Origin of the sequence: Terrabacter sp. Root181, assembly GCF_001428505.1 — a bacterium.
In the GTDB taxonomy this organism is placed as follows: Bacteria; Actinomycetota; Actinomycetes; order Actinomycetales; family Dermatophilaceae; genus Terrabacter.
Genome location: NZ_LMHU01000010.1, coordinates 327,008 through 348,698 on the forward strand (window position 1 = coordinate 327,008; position 21,691 = coordinate 348,698).

Annotated in this window: 19 protein-coding genes; 9 read left to right on the forward strand and 10 right to left on the reverse strand. The window is 72.0% G+C overall.

Annotated features, from left to right (window positions below; genetic code table 11):
• Nucleotides 1–42: 42 nt before the first annotated feature.
• The 6 genes from ASD90_RS23670 to ASD90_RS21505 form a co-directional block, all read right to left on the reverse strand.
• On the reverse strand, nucleotides 43–180 hold the full coding sequence (locus ASD90_RS23670; protein WP_157623247.1) for a hypothetical protein: 138 nt from the start codon (nucleotides 178–180) through the stop codon (nucleotides 43–45).
• Nucleotides 181–440: 260 nt separating this feature from the next.
• Nucleotides 441–1,244 (reverse strand): GNAT family N-acetyltransferase, encoded by an 804-nt coding sequence (locus tag ASD90_RS21485; RefSeq protein ID WP_056761058.1) that lies wholly within the window; start codon nucleotides 1,242–1,244, stop codon nucleotides 441–443.
• Nucleotides 1,245–1,334: 90 nt separating this feature from the next.
• Nucleotides 1,335–2,939, reverse strand: coding sequence for a DUF2029 domain-containing protein (locus tag ASD90_RS21490; RefSeq protein ID WP_056761061.1), 1,605 nt, complete (start codon nucleotides 2,937–2,939; stop codon nucleotides 1,335–1,337).
• 13 nt (nucleotides 2,940–2,952) lie between these two features.
• A complete protein-coding gene (locus tag ASD90_RS21495) occupies nucleotides 2,953–4,041 on the reverse strand; it encodes a mannose-1-phosphate guanylyltransferase (RefSeq protein ID WP_056761065.1) in 1,089 nt (362 codons plus the stop codon).
• Between the two features lie 50 nt (nucleotides 4,042–4,091).
• Nucleotides 4,092–5,720 (reverse strand): ABC transporter permease, encoded by a 1,629-nt coding sequence (locus tag ASD90_RS21500; protein ID WP_056761068.1) that lies wholly within the window; start codon nucleotides 5,718–5,720, stop codon nucleotides 4,092–4,094.
• A complete protein-coding gene (locus ASD90_RS21505) occupies nucleotides 5,717–6,622 on the reverse strand; it encodes an ABC transporter ATP-binding protein (RefSeq protein WP_056761071.1) in 906 nt (301 codons plus the stop codon). Before ASD90_RS21505 ends, ASD90_RS21500 begins: the two co-directional genes overlap by 4 nt.
• 83 nt (nucleotides 6,623–6,705) lie before the next feature.
• Between ASD90_RS21505 and ASD90_RS21510 the strand changes: the two genes are divergently transcribed.
• Together ASD90_RS21510 and ASD90_RS21515 are read left to right on the forward strand one after the other, a co-directional pair.
• On the forward strand, nucleotides 6,706–7,221 hold the full coding sequence (locus ASD90_RS21510; RefSeq protein ID WP_235506859.1) for a GbsR/MarR family transcriptional regulator: 516 nt from the start codon (nucleotides 6,706–6,708) through the stop codon (nucleotides 7,219–7,221).
• Nucleotides 7,222–7,383: 162 nt separating this feature from the next.
• Nucleotides 7,384–8,976 carry a methylmalonyl-CoA mutase gene (locus ASD90_RS21515; protein WP_056761201.1) on the forward strand — a complete coding sequence of 531 codons (1,593 nt, stop codon included), beginning with the start codon at nucleotides 7,384–7,386 and terminating at the stop codon, nucleotides 8,974–8,976.
• A 111-nt stretch (nucleotides 8,977–9,087) separates the two neighbouring features.
• On the opposite strand, the gene ASD90_RS21520 is transcribed toward ASD90_RS21515, so the two are convergent.
• The 4 genes from ASD90_RS21520 to ASD90_RS21535 form a co-directional block, all read right to left on the reverse strand.
• The gene (locus ASD90_RS21520) at nucleotides 9,088–10,008 is read right to left on the reverse strand and encodes a DUF559 domain-containing protein (RefSeq protein WP_056761074.1); all 921 of its coding nucleotides are present in this window, start codon (nucleotides 10,006–10,008) and stop codon (nucleotides 9,088–9,090) included.
• 160 nt (nucleotides 10,009–10,168) lie between these two features.
• A complete protein-coding gene (locus ASD90_RS21525) occupies nucleotides 10,169–11,050 on the reverse strand; it encodes a carbohydrate kinase family protein (protein WP_056761077.1) in 882 nt (293 codons plus the stop codon).
• On the reverse strand, nucleotides 11,047–12,069 hold the full coding sequence (locus ASD90_RS21530) for a pseudouridine-5'-phosphate glycosidase (RefSeq protein WP_235506861.1): 1,023 nt from the start codon (nucleotides 12,067–12,069) through the stop codon (nucleotides 11,047–11,049). The genes ASD90_RS21525 and ASD90_RS21530 overlap by 4 nt, the downstream gene beginning before the upstream one ends.
• Nucleotides 12,070–12,079: 10 nt before the next feature.
• On the reverse strand, nucleotides 12,080–12,796 hold the full coding sequence (locus ASD90_RS21535; RefSeq protein WP_056761080.1) for a (2Fe-2S)-binding protein: 717 nt from the start codon (nucleotides 12,794–12,796) through the stop codon (nucleotides 12,080–12,082).
• 82 nt (nucleotides 12,797–12,878) lie between these two features.
• On the opposite strand from ASD90_RS21535, the gene ASD90_RS21540 reads away from it, so the two are divergent.
• The 7 genes from ASD90_RS21540 (at nucleotide 12,879) to ASD90_RS21570 (ending at nucleotide 21,251) form a co-directional block, all read left to right on the forward strand.
• Complete coding sequence (locus ASD90_RS21540; protein ID WP_056761084.1) at nucleotides 12,879–14,138, forward strand: amidohydrolase; 1,260 nt, start codon at nucleotides 12,879–12,881, stop codon at nucleotides 14,136–14,138.
• A 112-nt stretch (nucleotides 14,139–14,250) separates the two neighbouring features.
• A complete protein-coding gene (locus ASD90_RS21545) occupies nucleotides 14,251–15,318 on the forward strand; it encodes a BMP family protein (protein ID WP_056761086.1) in 1,068 nt (355 codons plus the stop codon).
• 303 nt (nucleotides 15,319–15,621) lie between these two features.
• On the forward strand, nucleotides 15,622–17,091 hold the full coding sequence (locus ASD90_RS21550) for an ABC transporter ATP-binding protein (protein ID WP_056761089.1): 1,470 nt from the start codon (nucleotides 15,622–15,624) through the stop codon (nucleotides 17,089–17,091).
• Complete coding sequence (locus ASD90_RS21555; protein WP_056761092.1) at nucleotides 17,088–18,206, forward strand: ABC transporter permease; 1,119 nt, start codon at nucleotides 17,088–17,090, stop codon at nucleotides 18,204–18,206. Before ASD90_RS21550 ends, ASD90_RS21555 begins: the two co-directional genes overlap by 4 nt.
• Nucleotides 18,203–19,471, forward strand: coding sequence for an ABC transporter permease (locus ASD90_RS21560; RefSeq protein ID WP_056761095.1), 1,269 nt, complete (start codon nucleotides 18,203–18,205; stop codon nucleotides 19,469–19,471). The genes ASD90_RS21555 and ASD90_RS21560 overlap by 4 nt, the downstream gene beginning before the upstream one ends.
• Nucleotides 19,471–19,905: a cytidine deaminase gene (locus tag ASD90_RS21565; protein ID WP_082588952.1), complete on the forward strand. Its 435-nt coding sequence runs from the start codon at nucleotides 19,471–19,473 to the stop codon at nucleotides 19,903–19,905. Before ASD90_RS21560 ends, ASD90_RS21565 begins: the two co-directional genes overlap by 1 nt.
• Nucleotides 19,906–19,961: 56 nt before the next feature.
• Nucleotides 19,962–21,251 (forward strand): thymidine phosphorylase, encoded by a 1,290-nt coding sequence (locus ASD90_RS21570; RefSeq protein ID WP_056761098.1) that lies wholly within the window; start codon nucleotides 19,962–19,964, stop codon nucleotides 21,249–21,251.
• The last annotated feature ends 440 nt before the right edge of the window (nucleotides 21,252–21,691 follow it).

A 21,691-nucleotide genomic window follows, 5' to 3' on the forward strand; every position in this document is an offset into this window, starting at 1 on the left:
TGGGGGGGTGGCCACCCTTGACGCTACGCCGAGCGCCGACGTTCAGGTGAGGTCCAGGCGTCCTTGGGCGGTCAGGGTCTCGAGGATCTGCTCGTCCTGCTTGGCACGCTCGGGCGCCGTGCTGAGGAGGGCGTCCTGGGTGTCGACGACGACGAGGTCGTCGACGCCGATGAGCGCCACGAGCCCGCCTCCGGCCGCGGTGTCTTCGTCGGGGTTCCCGACGAAGTCGGCGACCCGTCGGGCCGACGGGGCACGCTCTACCGTGAGCAGCTCGCCGAGGCGGACAGACCGAAGCCCGTCGTCGCCCGGCGAGGTCGAGCGTTGGTGGACCTTCGTGTGCGAGCCACAGGAGTGCCAGCGCCCGTTGGCTGAGCTGGCTGGCCCGTTGACGCGGACCGCCTGAGCTGATCCAGCCTGACGCTAGACGTCGGGTGGGTGCGTCAGGGGCGCAGCCAGCAGGTCCAGCGCTCGATGCGCAGGTAGCCGAGCCGCTCGTAGACGGGCTGGCCGTCGTCGCTCGCAATGAGGACGGCGCCCTGGTCGGGCCACGCCGTCGTCGCCGCCCACGTGAGCGCGGCGCCGGCGCCCTGGCCACGGGCCGTGGCGAGCACCGCGACGTTCTCGACGACGGTGACGCCGGCAGCCGAGTGGGCCGCGGCCGTCGCGACCGGGGTGTCGCCGTCGTAACCGACGAAGACCCGCGTCGGCCCGACGACGACGTCCGGCCGGTAGAAGTCCCCCGGCGGCAGGTCCGCCATGTCCGGCATGGGGTAGCCCTCGACGAGCACCCGCTCCGCGTCCTGCAGGTGCTGCTCGGTCGTGGCCTCGCGGACGTCGAGCGAGCTCGACGGCGCCGGGGTGACGGTCGACGTGGGTCGGAACATGAGCGGCGGGTGCCCGACGAGCGCCAGCCCGTGGGCGGTGAGGTCGGGCGTCGGGAACGGGCTGATGACGATGGAGGACACGCCCTCGGGGTATGCCGCCCAGAGCTGTCCCACGGTCTGCTCCCAGTCGCGAGGTGGGCTCGTGACGATGGCCCAGTTGAGCAGTGCCGAGGCGCCGCCGCCGTGTCCGGCGCACCAGGTCGGGCCCTCGGAGAACGCGCCGCGGGCGGCCGTGGTCAGGGCGCGCGCCCAGGAGACGTGCGCGAGGACGGCCTGGCGCACGAGCGAGTCGGCCGGTGCGAGGTCGTCCTCCCAGCCGGTGGTGAGGTGTTCGCCCTCCTCGGGCAGCATCGAGCTCATGCCACCACCATCGTCCCGCGGTCGGGATCGTGGTGCGGGTTCGGCCGGATCGGTGGGCGCGGCACGGCGGCCCGGCCAGGCGTGCCGGTCTCAGCCGGCGCGGCGGACGCAGACCTGCGACCCCGTGGTGCGCACGCAGTCGTAGCCCGTGGCCACGAGGGCGCGGACGCGCGCGACGTAGGCGTTCCAGCCGGACTCGCCGGCCTCGGGACGCACGGTGTCGTCGACGATGACGGCGTCTGCCCGCGGCAGGCAGTCGGCTGTCAGGTCGAGGATCGCGTCCGGCTCGAGCGAGTACTGGTGGAAGCGGGGGCAGACGAGCTGCAGGTGACCCAGCCCGACCGCGTGCGCGGTGGCGTCGTTCGAGCCCGCACGGGCGTAGGTGCGCACCTGCGGCAGGGCGTCGAGGACGACGCTGTCCGGCGAGTCGCGCTGGAGCAGCTGCAGGTTCGCCGGGACGGAGCGGGCGGCCGTGAGGGTGAAGTAGGGGTGGAGCGCCCCCGCCGTGAGGTAGCCGGTCAGCAGCAGCACGGCGACGGCACGCCAGTGCGTGACCCGGTCGGAGAGGCGCGCGGCGACGAGCGCGACCGCGAACCCGCCCGGGCCGGAGAGTGTCTGGGCGTGGTGGGGCCAGGTGGCGGTGGCCGCGATGACGACGAGCCCGAGGGCCAGCGAGACGACGACGAGGTCCCAGAGGACCGCGGGGGAGATGGTCTGCCCGGCGGCGTCGGGCGCGGTGTCGGGCGCGGTGTCGGGCGTCCCGTCGGGGGCCGTGTCGGGCACGGGCGACGCGGTGTCCGACGCGCGGGGTCGCCACGAGCGCGGGATCGCGAGCAGCACGACGACGAGCGTGGCCACCGTGACCATGCCGGCGCCGCGACCGTCCTCGGGGAAGGCGCGCAGGAGGTGACCGATGACGGGGCCGTACTGGGAGGCCGCGAGCTCACCCTCGGCGTAGTCCGCGTTGAGCCGGAAGTTCTCGAGCCAGCCGGGCAGCTCGCCGCGCAGCCACATCGCGCCGATCCCGACCGCGAGCAGGGCGACCGCACCGACGACGGCTCGGGCCAGCCCCCTCGGTCCGCCCGTCGACCGACGGTGGAGGGCGACGACGAGGAGCGCCCCGGCGACCACCGGGGCGAGGATGAGCTTGGTCAACAGCAGCAGGCCGACGAGCACCCCGGCCACGACCCAGCGCGAGCGCACCGCGCACGCGACGGCGGCGAGGAGCAGGGCGAGGCCGGGGAGGTGGGTCATCCCGCTCTCGTACGCCGGGCCCGTGAGCAGCAGGGGTGTCGCGCCGAGACCCGCCACGAGCGCGAGGCCGCGCCTCGCCCCGGCCGCACGGGCGAGGACGAGCACCGACACGCCGGCGCCCAGCACCCAGAGCACCTCGAGGACGACATCGGCGAGCGGGGACACGAGCCCGCCGATGGCGAGGGCGTAGTAGAAGAGCGGGTCCTTGTTGTCCCAGACGTCGACGTACAGGCGGTCGCCGGCGAGGAGGCGCTCGGCGACCGAGACGTAGGTGCCGTGGTCGCCGAAGGTGCTCGGCACCAGCCGCGGCAGCGTGACGGCCCAGGCGAGGACGACGGCCCCGACGGTCGCGATGCGGGCCGTCGCCGAGGCGGTCGGGCTGCGCCCCGGGGCCGGCGCCGCAGCCGGCTTCGTGACGGACGTGTCCGGGGCGCTCGTCACGGCTCGCCCCGGCTCAGACGAGGTCGGTGCGACCCCGGGCGGTCAGGGTCTCGACGACCTTCTTGACCTCCTGGGCGCGGTCGGGTCGGGTGATGAGCAGGGCGTCCTGGGTGTCGATGACGACGAGGTCGTCGACCCCGATGAGCGCGACGAGACGCCCGCCCGCGGCCACGGTGGCCGTCGAGTCGATGCTGATGATGTCGTCCACCGGGCCGATCGCGGTGATGCCGGGGAGCTCGGTCGACTCGGCGACGAGCTTGGTGAGCGAGTTGAAGTCGCCCACGTCGTCCCAGCCGAGGGCCGCGGGCACGACCGCGACGCGGCCTGCGGCTGCCGCGGGCTCGGCGACCGCGTGGTCGATGGCGATCTTGCGCAGGGACGGCCAGAGGTCGCGCATCCGGCGGGGGTCCCCGGCGATGGTGCGCAGGTGGTCGACCATCTCGACGTGGTTCTCGGCCAGCAGCTCGAGCAGGGTGGTCGCGCCGACGACGAACATGCCTGCGTTCCAGCGGTACTCCCCGCTCTCGAGGTAGCGCGTCGCGGTCTCGAGGTCGGGCTTCTCGACGAACTCGTCGACCCGGTGGGCGCTCGGCGCGCCCTCGACGTCGAGTGGCGCACCGAGCCGGATGTAGCCGAAGCCGGTGGCCGGCTCGGTCGGCTCGATGCCGATCGTCACGAGCTCTCCGCGCCGGGCGAGGACGACGGCCTCGGCGACGGCGCGCTGGAAGTTGTCCGGCTCGGTGATGACGTGGTCCGCCGCGAAGGAGCCGAGCACGGCCTCGGGGTCGCGTCGCTCGAGGACGGCAGCGGCGAGCCCGATGGCCGGCATGGAGTCGCGCGGCGAGGGCTCCCCGATGACGGCGTCGTAGCCGAGCATGGGCAGCTGGCGGCGCACCGCCTCCTCGTGGGCGACCCCGGTGACCACGAGGATCCGGTCGTCGACGAGGGGCTCGAGGCGGTCCCACGTCGCCCGCAGCAGCGACTGTCCCGACCCCGTCAGGTCGTGCAGGAACTTCGGCGAGCTGCGCCGGGAGATGGGCCACAGCCGGGTGCCCGAGCCGCCGGCGGGGATCACGGCCCAGAAGCCGGGGATGCCTGTCATGGGGGACACCGTACCGACCCGTCCGGCGATGCCCGAACCCGTTGGTGAGGTCAGCCGATGTCGCGACGCCGCAGCGCCGCGACGCCCACTGCGCCCAGTGCGGCGGCGACGACCGTGAGCGCGACGAGGGGCGCCCACTCGAACGTGCCGCCCGGCAGCGCCGGCAGGTGCGTGAACGGTGAGAGGTCGACGAGCCACTGCGGCAGGTCGAGCAGGTCGCCGAACTCGCCGAGCAGGAGGAAGACGATGAGCGCGGCCCAGGCCAGGCCGGTGAAGCGGGGCAGTGCGCCGTAGAGCAGGAGCGCACAGGCCATCACGACCCACACCGCCGGCAGGGTCGAGAGCGCGGCTCCGGTGAGGCGTGCGACCGTCCCGCCGACGTCGCCCGCGTCGGCTCCGTGCACGAGTCCGGCCACGGTGGTGCTGACGACCATGACGACGGCCGACGCGACGACCGCGAGCGCGACGTGCCCGAGCGCCCAGCTGACGCGCCGGACCGGGGTGGCGAGGAGGGCCTCGAGGCGGTTCGTCGTCTCTTCGGTGTGCATCCGCGTGACGAGGGCGATCGCGAGGGCCGAGGCGCCGACGGCCGCGAAGTGCAGCTCCGTGGCGAAGTAGATGTCGGTGATGGAGCCGGCGTCGCCGCCCATGGACCGCAGCATGTCGGCGACCTCGGGCGAGTCGACGAACGTCTCGATGCTGCCGGCGATCGACCCGAGGACGAGGCCGAGGATGACGTACGCGATGACCCAGCCGAGGAGCGTGCCGCGGGCGAGCCGACGAGTGAGGGCACCCGCGGTGCCGATGGTGCTGCGTTCGTGGCCGGCGCGGCTCGGCAGCACGCCGGACCCGAGGTCGCGGCGCTCGAGGAGCAGGTACGCGGCTGCCACGAGGACGACGTAGAGCAGGAGGCCGAGCACGACCACCCAGAAGCGGTTCGCTCCGTAGGGCGACACCTTGACGCCCCAGCCGAGCGGCGACAGCCAGGACAGGAACCGCGCCGGGCTGTCGTCGGCGGCGGTGTCGCCCACGGCGCGCACGAGGAACGCGACGGCCAGGGCACCGAGCGACCACGCCGCCGTCCCGCGGGTGCTCGACGTCAGCTGGGCGGCGACGGCCGTGACGCCCACCCACGACAGGCCCATGACGAGCCAGGAGACGCCGAGGGCGACCGAGCCGGCGGGGTCGAGGCCGACGGCGACCGACCAGACGACGGTGAGGACGACGGTGAGCAGCACGGCGGACGTGCCGAGCAGCACGGCCGCCGTCAGCGCGGCCCGGCGACCGACGACGCCGGCACCGAGCAGCTCGAGACGTCCGGCCTCCTCCTCGGTCCTCGTGTGGCGCCGCACGACGACGTAGGCGAGCAGCGCGAGGAAGACGCCCCCGAGGAGCACCGACTTGAGCGTCGCGATGGAGTCGATGCCGAGGCTCGAGATCGGCCCGTACATCGCGACGAGCGCCGGGTTGGCGAGCGTCGACGCCATCGACGCCAGCGCCGACTTCAGGTCGGGGAAGAGGGCGAAAGTCGCCTGGGCCGACAGCGCGACGAAGGCGGCGAGCCCGAACGCGCTGACCGGCACGAGCACCCGGTCGCGGCGGGCCGCGAGGCGCAGCAGCGAGGTCGTCCCGGTCAGGCCGATGCTGACCGGGCGGGCGGGAGCGACCAGCGTGGTCATGATGTCGCCGTCGTGGTCGTGCGGTACTGGTCCATGAACAGCTCCTCGAGCGTCGGCGGCGCGCTCGTGAGGGCCGTGATGCCGTGGGCGCCCAGCACCTCGAGGAGTCGTCCGAGGTCGTCGCCGCCGACGGTGCACGTCACGCGGTCCCCGGTCACGACGACATCGGCCACTCCCGGGATCCCCGAGAGGGTCGAAGGGTCGACGGGGTGGGCGAGCGTGGCCCGGACCGTCGTCCGGCCCAGGTGGCGCAGGTCGGTCAGCGTGCCCGACTCGACGTTGACGCCGGCACGGATGATGCTGACGCGGTCGCACACCTGCTCCACCTCGGAGAGGATGTGGCTCGAGAGGAGCACCGTGCCACCGGCCTCCCGGAACTCGTGGACGACGTCCCGGAACACCGCCTCCATGAGCGGGTCGAGGCCCGAGGTCGGCTCGTCGAGGAGCAGCAGCTCGACGTCGGACGAGAGGGCCGCGACGAGGGCGACCTTCTGACGGTTGCCCTTCGAGTAGGAGCGGCCCTTCTTGGTCGGGTCGAGGTCGAAACGCTCGATCATCGAGGCTCGGCGCTTCTCGTCGACGCCCCCGCGCAGCCGGGAGAGGATGTCGATGACCTCGCCACCGGTGAGGTTGGGCCAGAGGGCGACGTCGCCGGGGACGTAGGCGAGGCGGCGGTGCAGCGACTCCACCTCGTTCCAGGGGTCGCCCCCGAGCAGCGTGGCGCTGCCGCCGTCCGCGCGGAGCAGGCCGAGCAGGATGCGGATCGTCGTCGACTTGCCGGCGCCGTTGGGGCCGAGGAAGCCGTGGATCTCACCGGTGGCCACGTCGAGGTCGAGCCCGTCGAGGGCGACCGTGTGACCGAAGGTCTTGCGCAGGTCGTGGACCTGGATGGCGGAGGTCATGGATCGACAATACACAACTTTCACTGTTTACTGAATGCTATGAGAGCTGGGTTAGGGTCGACGCAGGCGACGGAGGAGGAGTGGTGACGGTGGTGCGACAGCGGGCTGCTCGGGACGAGCGGGCGGTCTCCGCCTACGTCGAGCGCCTCGGCGACACCCTCACCGACGCCGGTATGCCGCGTCTGGCCTCCCGCGTCTTCGCCCAGCTGCTCGCCGACGACGACGGCCGGATGACCGCGGCGGAGCTGACCGAGTCGCTCGACGTGAGCCCGGCCGCCGTGTCCGGGGCCGTGCGCTACCTGACCCAGACCTACATGATCGGCAAGGAGCGCGAGCGCGGGTCGCGCCGCGACGTCTACGTCGTGCAGGCCGACGCGTGGCACGGAGCCATGCTCTCCCGCGACCGGATGCTGTCCCAGATCGAGACGAGCCTGCGCGCGGGTGTGCCCGCCGTCGGTGGCCTCGACACCGAGGCCGGCCGGCGCCTGCAGCTGTCGGTCGCGTTCCTCGAGTTCCTCGCCGACCGGCTCGGCGAGCTCGAGGGGGAGTGGGCCGCCCACAAGGCCGAGATCACCCGCAGCTGGCCCGTCGACGCCTGACCCCTCAACCGTCGAAAGGCCACAATCTGCCGTCTGGCCCCGTCGAGAGGCCACAGGCTGTCGCGACCCGGGCTCACGGCATACGCCCTCGGTGACGTGAGATCGGCAACGTTCGCCCGCCGGTCGGCAGTGGGGGACCGTCACGCCGATACGCTCGGCAGCATGGCTGACAGCACTGGTGCGCGCTCCGAGTCCGACCTGCCCATCGAGCCCGTCTACGACGCGTCGGCCCTCGACGGCTTCGACGCCGACAGCAAGCTCGGCGCGCCCGGCCGCTACCCGTTCACGCGCGGCGTCTACCCGTCGATGTACACCGGTCGTCCGTGGACGATGCGCCAGTATGCCGGCTTCGGCACCGCCAAGGAGAGCAACCAGCGCTACCACCAGCTCGTCAAGGCCGGCACCGGTGGCCTCTCCGTCGCCTTCGACCTCCCGACGCAGATGGGCTACGACTCCGACGAGGCCATCGCGCACGGCGAGGTCGGCAAGGTCGGCGTGGCCGTCGACAGCCTCGACGACATGCGCACGCTCTTCGACGGCCTGCCGCTCGACAAGATCTCGACGTCGATGACGATCAACGCGCCCGGCTCGACGTTGCTCCTGCTCTACCAGCTCGTCGCGGAGGAGCAGGGCGTCGCGGGTGACCAGCTGACCGGCACGATCCAGAACGACGTGCTCAAGGAGTACATCGCCCGCGGCACCTACATCTACCCGCCGCGCGAGTCCCTGCGCCTCATCGCCGACATCTTCGCTTACTGCCACAAGGAGATGCCGCGCTGGAACACGATCTCCATCTCCGGCTACCACATGGCCGAGGCCGGGGCGACGCCCGTGCAGGAGATCGCCTTCACCATCGCCAACGCCGTCGAGTACGTCCGCGCCGCCCAGGCCGCGGGCCTGCACGTCGACGACTTCGCGCCCCGCCTCTCGTTCTTCTTCGTCGCGCGCACGACCCTCATCGAGGAGGTGGCGAAGTTCCGAGCCGCCCGCCGCATCTGGGCGCGAATCATGAAGGAGGAGTTCGGCGCCCAGAGCCCGAAGTCGATGATGCTGCGCTTCCACACGCAGACCGCCGGTGTGCAGCTCACCGCGCAGCAGCCCGAGGTCAACCTGGTCCGCGTGGCGCTCCAGGGTCTCGGCGCGGTGCTCGGCGGCACGCAGTCCCTGCACACCAACTCCTTCGACGAGGCCATCGCCCTGCCGACCGAGAAGGCCGCGCGCCTCGCGCTGCGCACGCAGCAGGTCATCGCCTACGAGACCGATGTGACGAAGACCGTTGACCCGTTTGCGGGTTCGTACGTCGTCGAGTCGATGACCGACGAGATCGAGACGGCCGCCCTGGCCCTCATCCAGGCCGTCGAGGACAAGGGCGGCGCCGTCGCGGCCATCGAGCAGGGCTTCCAGAAGGGCGAGATCGAGCGCTCGGCCTACCGCGTGCAGCTCGAGATCGACAACGGCGAGCGCACCGTCGTCGGCGTCAACCGCTTCGTCCTCGACCAGGAGGACCACTACGAGCCGCTCCGTGTCGACCCGACGATCGAGGCCAACCAGCGGGCGCGCCTCGAGGCCCTGCGCGCCGACCGCGACGACGACGCCGTGAAGTCGGCCCTGAGCCGCCTCCAGGACGCGGCTCTCGGCACCGACAACCTGCTCTACCCCATGAAGGAGGCGCTCGCCGCGCGCGCCACCGGGGGCGAGGTCGCGCACGCGCTGCGTGAGGTGTGGGGCGTCTACCAGCCCCGAGAGACCTTCTGAGCCAGGCTGTATACGCCCGTCGTATGCCGTCGGCCCGTCCGCTGAGCCCGTCCCACCCGTCCCGGCCCGGCCAACGGGCCGACCGGCCGGATCGAGGTCCGGGAAGCCGCATCACGACGCCTTTCCGGACTTCGTTCCGGTTACCCGACCCGTCCGGAGGCGACGCCTGCCCTGAGAACGACGCAGTGCGACGACGTCCTCGATGGCACGCCGCACGACCTCGGGCTCGAACATCACCTGCTCCCAGGTGAATCGGAGTACGAGCCAGTCTCGGGTGACGAGGCCGTTGTAGCGGCGGCAGTCCCGGTCGAAGGCTCGACGCTCGGTGTGGAACTCGTGACTGTCAGCCTCGAGGACGATCCGCAGCGCCTCGTCCGCGAGGTCGACCCGCGCATCGAAGTCGTCGTAGCGGATCCGCGTCTGCGGCTCGACGACGAGTCCGGCCACCTGCAGCGCGACGGCCCGCAGGCACGACTCGAACGGGCCGGTCGCCCGCGCGTCGGAGGCCGCGATTACCCGCGCAACCCGGTGGCGCTGCCGCTGGAGCAGCCAGTCGCTCCGGGCGAGCACGTCCGACGAGCGCATCCCGGCACGGCGCGCGGAGTCGGCCACGGACAAGGCGTCGGCGAACGGGAGGTCGAGGCAGCAGTCGATGACCGTTCGCACCGGAGTGGTCACCCAGCCCTCGGTGACGTCGTCGGGATCGAGGTCGCGCCAGTGCACGAGGACCCCGTCGGAGGCGCCGGGCCGCAGGCTGCGCTTGGACCGGACCGTCACGTGTGGCTCTGCCGACGGCAGCCGTACCTTCCAGCCCCAGTGCTGTGCGGCGGTCGTGTGCGACGCCGCGCCGCTGAGCCGGTGCGCTGCCGCGCGGGCGGCATCCGTTCCGGCGAGGCAGTAGTGGCCGTGCGAGGTCCGCACGACGAGACCCGCCTCGAGCGCTGCGTCGATGTGCCGCCAGTGCACGGCGAGGCGCAGCTGTCGTCGCGTGGCGGTGCCTCCGAGCCGGACCAGGGCGGTGACTGCGCGCATCAGCCGATCGTGCCCCGGGGAGTCCGGCACTCGCCGGCGTCCTCCACAGGAGCCGGTCGGCCGGAACGAGCGCCGGCAACGCGTCGTCCGCGGCCTCACCCCCGTTCGACCCGGCCGGTCGGCCCGTTGTGCCGCGGGCACGCACGATGGCGTATGCCGTCTAGCTCGGTCGCGCTCCGACGCGGGCCGCCGCGGCGCTGCCGGCGCTGACCCCGGCGCGCAGGGCGCTCGACCGGTCCTCGCCGCCCAGCCACGCGGAGAGGAGCCCCGCGTTGAAGGCGTCGCCGCACCCGGTGGCGTCGACGTTCTCGACGACCGGCGCCTCGGCCGACTCGTCGACTCCGGCGGCGCCGACCCATCGGGCTCCGGCGGCGCCGTACGTCGCGACGACCTCGTTCGTGTGGTCGAGGATCGACGCCAGCCCACCCAGGGCGGCGACCTCGTTCTCGTTGGGCAGCAGCAGGTCCACGCCCGAGACCCACGACAGGAAGGTCTCGATGCCCTCGCGCTCGATGAGTGCCGGTGACTGCGGGTCGACCGACGTCGTCCACCCGAGCGAGCGCGCCTGGCGGAGCGACTCGAGGCCGGCGGCGCGCGACCCGGCGTCGAAGAGCACGTAGCCCGAGAGGTGCAGGTGCGGCCGAGGGTCGGCGGGCAGACCGAGCGCGGCCAGGTCGACGTCGGCCACCGAGAAGGCCTTGTTGGCGCCGCGGTCGGGGAACATCGTCCGGTCGCCGTGCGCGTCGAGCAGGATGACGACCATGCACGTCGGCAGCGTCGGGTCGACGGCGAACGCGCAGGTCACGCCGGCGGACTCGAGCTCGCTCCGACACGTCGCGCCTGCGGCGTCGGCGCCGACGCGGGCCACGAGGGTCACCTCGGCGCCGAGGCCGGCCAGCCACGACGCGGAGTTGCCCCCGGCACCGCCGGGCACGAGGGCGACGGCGGAGGGCGTGTCGGAGTGCCACCGGATGTCACCGGAGGGGCGGGTGATGACGTCGAGCCCGACGTCACCGACGACGACGACCGGCCGGGTCCTCATGCGCCCGAGGCCGGGGCGCCGGCACCGCCGGCACCGCCGGCACCGCCGGCACCGCCAGCACCGCCAGCACCGCCGGTAGTCCCAGCCGACTGCGTGGCGACCTCAGCCGCCACCTCACCGGCGAGCCGCGCGTTGGACAGGACGAGCTCGACGTTGGCGCGGAGCGACTCGCCGCCGGAGTGGTCGTGGAAGTACTCGAGGAGCCGCGGCGTGACCTCCTTGCCGTGCACGCCCTCACGTTCGAGCAGCGCCAGTCCTTCCTCGACGAGCCGGTCGTGCAGCCCTCGCTCGACCTGGCGGTCGGCGGGCAGCGGGTTGGCGAGGACGACCCCGGCGGTGTCGGTGCCGAGACGGCTGCGCGCGACGACGACCCGGGCCGCCTCGGCCGCCGACTCGACGCGCCACGGCACGGGCTGTCCGGAGTCGGACAGGTAGAAGCCGGGGAACGCGTCGGTCCGGTAGCCGAGCACCGGCACCGACAGGGTCTCGAGGGTCTCGAGCGTCCCGGCCACGTCGAGGATCGACTTGACGCCGGCGCACACGACGAGCACCGGTGTGGACGCGATGACCCCGAGGTCGGCGGAGACGTCGAAGGTCTCTGACGCACCGCGGTGCACGCCACCGAGGCCCCCCGTCGCGAACACGCGGATACCCGCGAGGTGCGCCAGCGCCGAGGTCGACGCCACCGTCGTCGCGCCCGAAAGACCCAGTGCCGCAGCGACACCCACGTCCCTGACCGAGAGCTTGGCGATGTCGCGGTCGGTGCACACGCGTTCGACCTCGGCGTCACCGAGGCCGATGTGTACGACACCGTCGAGCACGGCGATGGTCGCTGGCACGGACCCTCCGGCGCGCACCGCTCCCTCGATCTGCCCGCCGATCTCGATGTTGTCGGGGTGGGGGAGGCCGTGGGCGAGGATCGTGCTCTCGAGGGCGACGACACCGACCCCGGCATCGAGGGCCTCGCGCACCTCCTCGTGGACGACGAGCAGGTCGGACTCCGGCAGGTGCTGCGGCATGGCCGACACCCTAGTTCTGCCGGCCCGGGACGCCGACGTACCCCCGACCGCTGCGGGGGCACGCCGCGCACTCGCGCATCCCCGGGATCGCGTAGATGAAGCAGCACGACACCCGGGTCGGCTCCGCCCCGACGCTCTCGCCCGCCGCACCGCGCGCGAGCCGCACGGCCGTGTCCCACATGTCCTCGACGACGCCCCACCGCTGCCGCGAGCCCATCCGCACGTCGGGGGCGTATGCCGTCACGACCTCCGAGACGAGCGCGAGGTATGCGGCGTGGCCGCGTCCCAGACGTCGCGCCGGGTCGTCGTCCACCTCCAGCGACGTCCGCTCCGGGGCGACGACGACCCGGAACGGGTTGAGCGCCGGCGCGAGCTCGAGACCGAGCCCGGTGGGCGACGGGACGAGCAGCCAGGGACCGAGCGCGGCGGCATACGCGATCGGGGTGGCCGCCACCTCGCACCACCACTGGAGCACGAACGCGGCGGGCACGTGCGGCCGCACGGTGGCGGCGTTGCGTCTTTCCATCTGCGTGTGCAGCGCCGAGCGCCATGGTGCGAGGGGGTCCGCGCCGGCCCGCACGTGGGCCACGACGTCGGCGTTCCAGACGGTCGCGGGGGAGGGACGGCACGTCACGGTCGTGAAGGGCAGCGCCCGGTCGACGAGCCCGACGACGTGACGGACGGCCTCCGGTCCCAGGGGCGTCCCGGTGGGTGCCTCCGACTCCACGCGTGACCTCTCCATCCATCGTCCGACCGGCCGCGGCGACCCACCCTGCGGGGGTCGCCCCCCATCCTCTCGCTAGACTCTCGTGCTCGTGACCGACCGCTCCGCTTCGCTGCCCTTCGAGGCCATCGCCCGAACCGTCGAGCAGCACGCCGCGGAGCTGGTCGCGATCCGCCGCGACCTGCACACGCACCCGGAGCTCGGACGCGGCGAGGTGCGCACCACGGCCCTCGTCGCCGAGTGTCTCGAGCGGGCCGGCATCGGCGTCCGCCGGCTGCGCGGCACGGGGCTCGTCGCCGACCTCGGCGCCCCGAACCCCTCCCACCGGATCGCGCTGCGGGCCGACATCGACGCCCTCCCGATCCGTGAGCAGACCGGGCTCGACTTCGCGTCGCGGACCGACGGCGTGAGCCACTCGTGCGGTCACGACGTCCACACCACGGCGCTCATCGGTGCGGCTCTCGCGCTCAAGGCGGTCGAGGAGCGGCTCGTCGCCGCGGGGGTCGGCGCCCGGCTGGTCTTCCAGCCGGCCGAGGAGCTGATGCCGGGCGGGGCCGAGGACGTCGTCGCCCAGGACGGCCTCGTCGGGGTCGACCGGATCTTCGCCCTGCACTGCGACCCCAACCTCGACGTCGGCCAGGTGGGCCTGCGCATCGGCGCCATCACGGCCGCCGCGGACCAGGTCGAGGTCACGCTGTCCGGACGGGGCGGCCACACGTCGCGCCCGCACCTCACCCAGGACCTGACGTACGCGCTCGCGAAGGTCGTCACCGACGTGCCGGCGGTGCTCTCGCGACGGCTCGACCCCCGCGCAGGCGCCGCCCTGGTGTGGGGCTCGATCCACTCCGGTGGCGCGCACAACGTCATCCCGTCGTCCGGCAAGGTCGGCGGCACGCTCCGCATGCTCGACGCCGGCATCTGGGAGGGCGTCGAGCGCCTGCTCGAGGCCGTCGTCCACGAGGTCGTCAAGCCGTATGCCGTCCAGGCCGACGTGCTGATCACCAAGGGGGTGCCCCCGGTCGTCAACGACGCGGGTTGCATCGACGCGCTCACGGCGGCGGTGACCGGAACCGGCTCGTTCGTCGCCCCGACGCCGCAGTCCCTCGGGGGCGAGGACTTCGCGTGGTACCTCACGCACGTGCCCGGCGCCATGGCCCGGCTCGGGATCCGCTCGCCGGGTGGCCCGACCTACGACCTGCACCGCGGCGACCTCGTCGTCGACGAGGGCGCGATCGACGTCGGGGCCCGGACGCTGGCCGGTGTCGTGTTCGCCGCGGCGGCCCGGCTGGCCGGCACACCGGCCCTCGGAGGCGTCTCTCCTCTGAGCGCGGTCGCGGATCGGTAACACTTCCTGCGACTTGCCCCGAGCCGTTCAGATCTTGTCGTGCCGGGGTCTACAGTTCCGTGCTATCTGGGCCGATGTCGTCGTCGGCCCCGCGGAATCTAAGGAGCACCTCTTGCGTCACGCAACCAAGGTCGCGGCCGTTGTCGTCGCCGCCGCGCTGGGCCTCGCGGCCTGCGGCAGCAGCAGCGACAACACGCCCGCGGGCAGCAACACCTCCGCCGGCACCGGCACGCAGGCCACCGGCAAGAAGATCGTCGTCGGCATCGCCTACGGCGTCGGCGGTCGTGGTGACCAGTCCTTCAACGCCTCGGCGGCCGTGGGCCTCGACAAGGCGAAGGCCGACCTCGGTGTCGAGTTCAAGGAGGCCACGCAGGTCAACGGTGAGAGCGAGGCTGCCACCGAGGAGCGTCTGCAGCAGTTCATCGACGCGGGTGCGACGCATGTCATCGGTGTCGGCTTCGCCTACGCCAAGGCCATCGGCACGGTCGCCAAGGCCAACCCCGACGTCAAGTTCGCCATCATCGACGACGCGTCCCCCGACTCCGCCGGCCCCAACGTCGCCCAGCTGACCTTCGCCGAGGAGCAGGGCTCCTTCCTCGTCGGCGCGGCCGCCGCCCTCAAGTCCAAGACCAACACGGTCGGCTTCGTCGGTGGTGTCGGTGTCGACCTCATCAAGAAGTTCGAGGCGGGCTACGTCGCCGGCGCGAAGGCGGCCAAGCCGTCGATCGTCGTCAAGAGCCAGTACCTCTCGCAGCCGCCGGACTTCTCGGGCTTCAACGACCCGGCCAAGGGCAAGACGGCCGCCGAGGGCCTCTACCAGGGCGGCGCCGACGTGGTCTACCACGCTGCGGGCGGCTCGGGCAGCGGTGTCTTCACGGCTGCCAAGGCTGCCGGCAAGCTCGCCATCGGTGTCGACTCCGACCAGGCGCTGACGGCCACGCCGGACGTGCGTGACGTCATCCTCACCTCGATGATCAAGAAGGTCGACGTCGCGGTGTACGAGTTCCTCAAGGCGGCCTCCGCGGGCACCGACATCACGGGCAACAAGGTCTTCGACCTCAAGGCCAACGGTGTCGACTACGCGACCACCGGTGGCAAGGTCGACGACATCAAGAGCCAGCTCGACGGCTACAAGGCGAAGATCATCTCCGGCGAGATCACGGTCCCGACCAAGCCGTAGTCAGCCACACCCAGCACCACCTTCTGCACCACACCCTGATGGGGAGACACGGCCCGTGCGGCGCGGTAGCGTCGTCGCGGGCCGTGTCCGTCCCCACGCACCGCCGGTCGGTCCGACCGGACCCGGGGTCGGTCCGTGACGGCCGGCCCGGTGCCCTGACCACTTGCTGCCCGGAGCCCGAACTCCGGGCCCGGACGAGGAGTTGTCGCCATCACTGCATCCGCACCCGAGCGACCGGCCGCCCCCGCTGGGGCCGACTACGCAGTCGAGCTGGAAGGCATCACCAAGCGCTTCCCGGGAGTCGTGGCCAACAAGGACATCGGCTTCAAGGTCCGCAAGGGCACGGTCCACGCGATCGTCGGTGAGAACGGCGCCGGCAAGTCGACGCTGATGAAGATCCTCTACGGCGTCCAGCGCCCCGACGAGGGCACCATCTCGATCGACGGCCACGAGGTGCACCTGCACTCTCCCTCCGACGCCATCGCCGAGGGCATCGGCATGGTGTTCCAGCACTTCCAGCTCGCCGACAACTTCACGGTCCTCGAGAACGTCGTGCTCGGTGCGGAGAAGCTGCACGGCATCGGTGAGGGCGCGCGCGCCGAGATCCGTCGCATCTCCGACGACTACGGTCTCGACATCGAGCCCGACGCGCTCGTCGCCGACCTCGGGGTCGGCGCGCGCCAGCGCATCGAGATCCTCAAGGTGCTCTACCGCGGCGCCAAGATCATCATCCTCGACGAGCCGACGGCCGTCCTCGTGCCGCAGGAGGTCGACGAGCTCTTCGACAACCTCCGCGAGCTCAAGTCGGAGGGCCTGACGGTCCTGTTCATCTCCCACAAGCTCGACGAGGTGCTCTCGGTCGCCGACTCGATCACGGTGATCCGGCGCGGCACGACCGTCGACACGGTCGACCCGTCGTCGGTCAACGCGCGCCAGCTCGCCGAGCTCATGGTCGGTGCGGAGCTGCCGACCCCGCAGACCGAGGAGTCCACGGTCACCGACCGAGTCGTCCTGCGCATCGAGGACATCGTGCTCTCCGGTGCCGGTGACAGCCGCAACGTGCTCGACGGCATCTCGCTGACGATCCACGCGGGCGAGGTCCTGGGTATCGCCGGCGTCGAGGGCAACGGCCAGGCCGAGCTCGTCGAGGTCATCATGGGGATGCGCGAGCCCACGTCGGGCCTCGTCTTCCTCGGCGACACGGACATCTCCGACTGGCGCACGCGCGAGATCCGCGAGGCGGGTGTCGCCTACATCCCCGAGGACCGGCAGCGGCACGCCCTGCTGCTCGAGGCCCCGCTGTGGGAGAACCGCATCCTCGGTCACCAGACGGAGGAGCCGAACGTCCGGGGCTTCATCATCAACGCCGCGGGCGCGAAGGCCGACACCGAGCGGATCGTCAAGGAGTACGACGTCCGCACGCCGTCGATCAACGTCAAGGCGGGTTCGCTCTCCGGCGGCAACCAGCAGAAGCTCATCGTCGGCCGCGAGATGAGCCACCAGCCGAAGGTGCTCGTCGCCGCGCACCCGACCCGTGGCGTCGACGTCGGCGCGCAGTCGAGCATCTGGGACATCATCCGCCAGGCCCGCCGCGACGGCCTCGCCGTGCTGCTCATCTCGGCCGACCTCGAGGAGCTGATCGGCCTCTCCGACACCATCGAGGTGATCCTTCGGGGTCGGCTCACCGGCACCTTCGACCCCGACACCGTCACTGCCGAGGACCTCGGTGCGGCCATGACCGGAGCTGCTGGCAGCGCGGAGGAGACCCGATGAGCACCTTCAGCCCCCGCAAGCTCCTCCTCGCCGTCGCTGCGCCCCTGCTCGCCCTCGTCGTCGCGTTCCTCGTGACCTCGGCGATCCTGCTGCTCCTCGGCGACCCCGTCGTGGAGGTCTGGCAGACGATCCTCAGCTGGCCCAAGCCGCGACAGCTCGTCCAGATCGTCAACGGTGCCACCGTCTACTACCTCTCGGCCGTCGCCGTCGCGGTCGGCTTCCGGATGAACCTGTTCAACATCGGCGTCGACGGGCAGTACCGCGTCGCCGTCTTCGCCGGGGCGGCGTTCGCCGGTCAGGCCTGGTTCCCCGGTCCGCTCAACGTCCTGCTGACGATCGTCGTCGCGATGGTCGCCGGCGGCTTCTGGGCGAGCATCGCCGCCTACCTCAAGATCCGGCGCGGCATCTCCGAGGTGATCAGCACGATCATGCTCAACGCCATCGCGACCGGCGTCGTCCAGTGGCTGCTTCTCAAGGTCGCGGTCAAGCAGCAGGGCAGCAACACGATCTCGACCAAGCCCATCCCCGAGTCGTCCCAGCTATCGGGCCTCGGCCTCATCCCGGGCGCGACGAACAAGGTCTACACGCTCATCCTGCTCGCGGTCCTCGTCGGCGCGCTCTACTGGTTCGTCATCAACAAGACCCGCTTCGGCTTCGACCTGCGCGCGACCGGCCGCTCCGAGAGCGCGGCGATCGCCAGCGGCGTCAAGGTGCCCCGGATGATCGTCACGACGATGATCGCCTCGGGCGCGCTGGCCGGCCTCATCGGCATGCCGCTCCTCTTCGGCCAGGACCACAGCTACGGCACGACCTTCCAGGCCGGGCTCGGTTTCGCCGGCATCGGCATCGCGCTGCTCGGTCGCAACCACCCCCTCGGCATCGCGGCCGCGGCGCTGCTGTGGTCCTTCCTCGACGTGCAGAGCAACGCGCTGCAGATCCGGGCCGGGGTCGCCTCCGAGGTCGTCTTCATCATCCAGGGCGTCATCCTCTTCGCCGTCGTCATCGCCTACGAGCTGATCCGTCGCGCCGACGTGCGCCTCGAGCAGCAGCGGGTGGCGAGGGAGCTGGCCGCGACGAGATCCGATGCCCCCACCCCGGAAGGAGCGACGGCATGAGTGTCACCGGTCTGGACGCCGGCACCGCGAAGGTCACGGCCAACCCGCGTCGGCTCCGTCTGAGCCCGCTCCAGTGGGTCGGCGTCTTCCTCGGCGCCGTCCTGGTCCTCTCCGTCCTGCGCGTCGTCACCGGCGCCAACGACGTCGACTCGTCCGGGCTGCTCATCGCCGCCTTCGGCCTCGCGGTTCCCATCGCCCTCGCCGGTCTCGGCGGTCTCTGGTCCGAGCGAGCGGGCGTCGTCAACATCGGGCTCGAGGGCATGATGATCCTCGGCACCTGGGGTGCCGGCTTCCTCGGCTACCACCTCGGCCCCTGGTGGGGTCTCGTCGGTGCCGTCATCGGTGGTGCCGTCGGTGGGCTCATCCACGCGATCGCCACGGTGACGTTCGGCGTCGACCACATCGTCTCCGGTGTCGCGCTCAACATCGTGGCGCTCGGCTTCGCGAAGTACCTCTCGGTGCGCTTCTTCAGCACCCTCCCCGGAGGCGGCCCGACGCAGTCGCCCCCGCTCGAGGAGCTGCCGACGATCAGCATCCCGGGTCTGTCCGACGCCCTCGGTGACCTCGAGCAGCAGCACATCTTCTTCATCTCCGACCTCGCCGGCGTGCTCCGTGCCTTCTGCACCAACGTGTCGGTCGTGACGATCCTCGCCGTCCTGCTGTTCATCGCGACCGCCTACATCCTCTGGCGCTCGGCCTTCGGTCTGCGCCTGCGCTCCGTCGGTGAGTCCCCGGTCGCGGCCGAGTCGCTCGGCGTCAACGTGCTGCGCTACAAGTTCGTGGCCGTCCTCGTCTCGGGCGGCCTGGCAGGGCTCGGCGGTGGCTTCCTCGCCCTCGTGGCGGCCAACGTCTTCCGTGACGGACAGACGGGCGGTCGCGGCTACATCGGTCTGGCCGCCATGATCTTCGGCAACTGGCGCCCCGGCGGGCTGATGGCGGGCTCGGTCCTCTTCGGCTACACCGACGCGGCCCAGCTGCGCGGTGGCGGCACGACGGTGCACGCCTTCCTCCTGCTGCTCGCCGTCCTGCTCATCGGCATCGGCATCTGGCAGATCCTCCGCAAGGGCCGCACGGTCCAGGGCATCATCGGCATCGTGGTCGGCGCGGTCGTCGGCACCTGGTACGCCCTGACCGACATCGTGCCGCCGGAGCTGTCGAGCACGCTCCCGTACGTCACGACGCTGCTCGTGCTGGCCTTCGCCTCGCAACGCCTGCGCATGCCGGCTGCCGACGGGCAGATCTACCGCAAGGGTGAGGGACACTAGTGGCCGACACGTCGAGCCCGTCCCCGGGAGCCGTCGACGCGGTCGACTGGGAGTCGCTGCGCCTGCGCGCGGTCGAGCTCATGGAGCGGGCGTACGCGCCGTACTCCAGGTTCCGGGTCGGGGTCGCCGGTCTCGTCGACGACGGCCGCGTCGTCTCCGGGTGCAACGTCGAGAACGCCGCCTACGGCGTGGCTCTCTGTGCCGAGTGCGGCATGGTGTCCGAGCTTCACGCCTCCGGTGGCGGGCGCCTGACGGCGGTCTTCTGCGTCGGCGGCGACGGGCAGGCCCTCATGCCGTGCGGGCGCTGCCGGCAGCTCCTCTGGGAGAACGGTGGGCCCGAGTGCCTGCTCATGACCCCGGAGGGCGTGCTGCCGATGTCGGCGGTCCTGCCGCAGGCGTTCGGGGCCGAGGACCTCCGTCACGCCGAGGGCTGAACCCGTCCCGACCCGGCCGGCCTCCGGCGTCGGCGGCGCTGGGACATGATGGTCCCGTGAGTGAAGCCTTCGATGCCGTAGACGTCATTTCCGCCAAGCGCGACCGGGCCGAGCTGTCCGACGCCCAGATCGACTGGGTCATCGACGCGTACACGAGGGGCGCCGTCGCCGAGGAGCAGATGTCGGCCCTCGCGATGGCGATCTACCTCAACGGGATGAACGCGCGCGAGATCGCCCGGTGGGCCGACGCGATGATCCGCTCGGGCGAGCGGCTCGACTTCTCGGGGCTGTCGCGCCCGACGAGCGACAAGCACTCGACGGGGGGAGTGGGCGACAAGATCACCCTGCCGTTGGCGCCGATCGTGGCCGCGTGCGGCGTCGCGGTCCCGCAGCTCTCGGGCCGCGGTCTCGGGCACACGGGCGGCACGCTCGACAAGCTCGAGTCGATCCCCGGGTGGCGGGCCGACGTGACGAACGAGCAGATGATGACCCAGCTCGAGGACGTCGGCGCCGTGATCTGCGCCGCCGGCTCCGGTCTCGCGCCCGCGGACAAGAAGCTGTATGCGTTGCGCGACGTCACCGGCACCGTCTCCTGCGTGCCGCTGATCGCCACGTCGATCATGAGCAAGAAGATCGCCGAGGGCACCGGGTCGCTCGTCCTCGACGTCAAGGTCGGGTCCGGCGCGTTCATGAAGGAGCTCGGGCAGGCCCGGGAGCTCGCCGAGACGATGGTCCGCCTCGGCACGGACGCCGGCGTGCGCACGGTGGCGCTGCTCACCAACATGGAGACGCCGCTCGGGCTGACGGCGGGCAACGCGCTCGAGGTGCGCGAGTCCGTCGAGGTGCTGGCGGGTGGGGGCCCCGGCGACGTCGTCGAGCTCACCCTGGCGCTGGCCCGCGAGATGGTGGCCGGCGCGGGCCGTTCCGACGTCGACCCGGCGGACGTGCTCGCCGACGGTCGGGCCATGGACGTCTGGCGACGGATGATCCGGGCGCAGGGGGGAGACCCCGATGCCGAGCTGCCGACGGCCAGGGAGACCCACCACGTGCTGGCCCCTGCCGACGGGGTGCTCGTGCAGCTGGATGCGCTCGCGGTCGGCGTGGCCGCGTGGCGCCTGGGCGCCGGGCGCGCGCGCAAGGAGGACCCGGTCCAGGCGGGCGCCGGCGTCGAGCTGCACCACAAGCCCGGGGCGACCGTGCGCGGGGGCGAGCCGCTCATGACGCTGCACACCGACGAACCGGAGCGGTTCGAGCGCGCGCTCGAGGCTCTCGAGGGCGGCTTCACCATCGCGCCGGAGGGCTCGCGCCCGGACCTGCCGCCCATCGTCATCGACCGGGTGTCCTGACACCGACGTCGCACGGCCCGGATGCGACGCCGAAAGATGGCGTCTGCGCAGGTCAGAGGGCTGCGGGTGCACGTCCGCCGGACGGTCAGGGACCCGATTATGAGATCCCCGGGGGCCCATGTAATGTTCTCTTCGTCAGCCCGACAGGGAGGAACGGACGCCACCGCGGCGGTGAGAGATCACCCAGCGAAGTTGGCCGGTCCCGGGGCTGAGAAGCACGGTCCGAAGCACTCCGGTTGATCCGGTAAGGTTCGGACGGCCCCGCAGTCGGGTCTCGAGTGATCGGGACCGCGAGTCGGGAGTTCTGGACTCGCCCGAGCGATCGGGTACGGTCCGGAGCGGTCCGAAGCACTCTGGTTGATCCGGTAGGCTTTGGGGGTAGTGCCGCTGATTCCAAGCGGGTTGGGCCTGGTCGTCCTGAAGGGCGGTTCGCGGGTTTG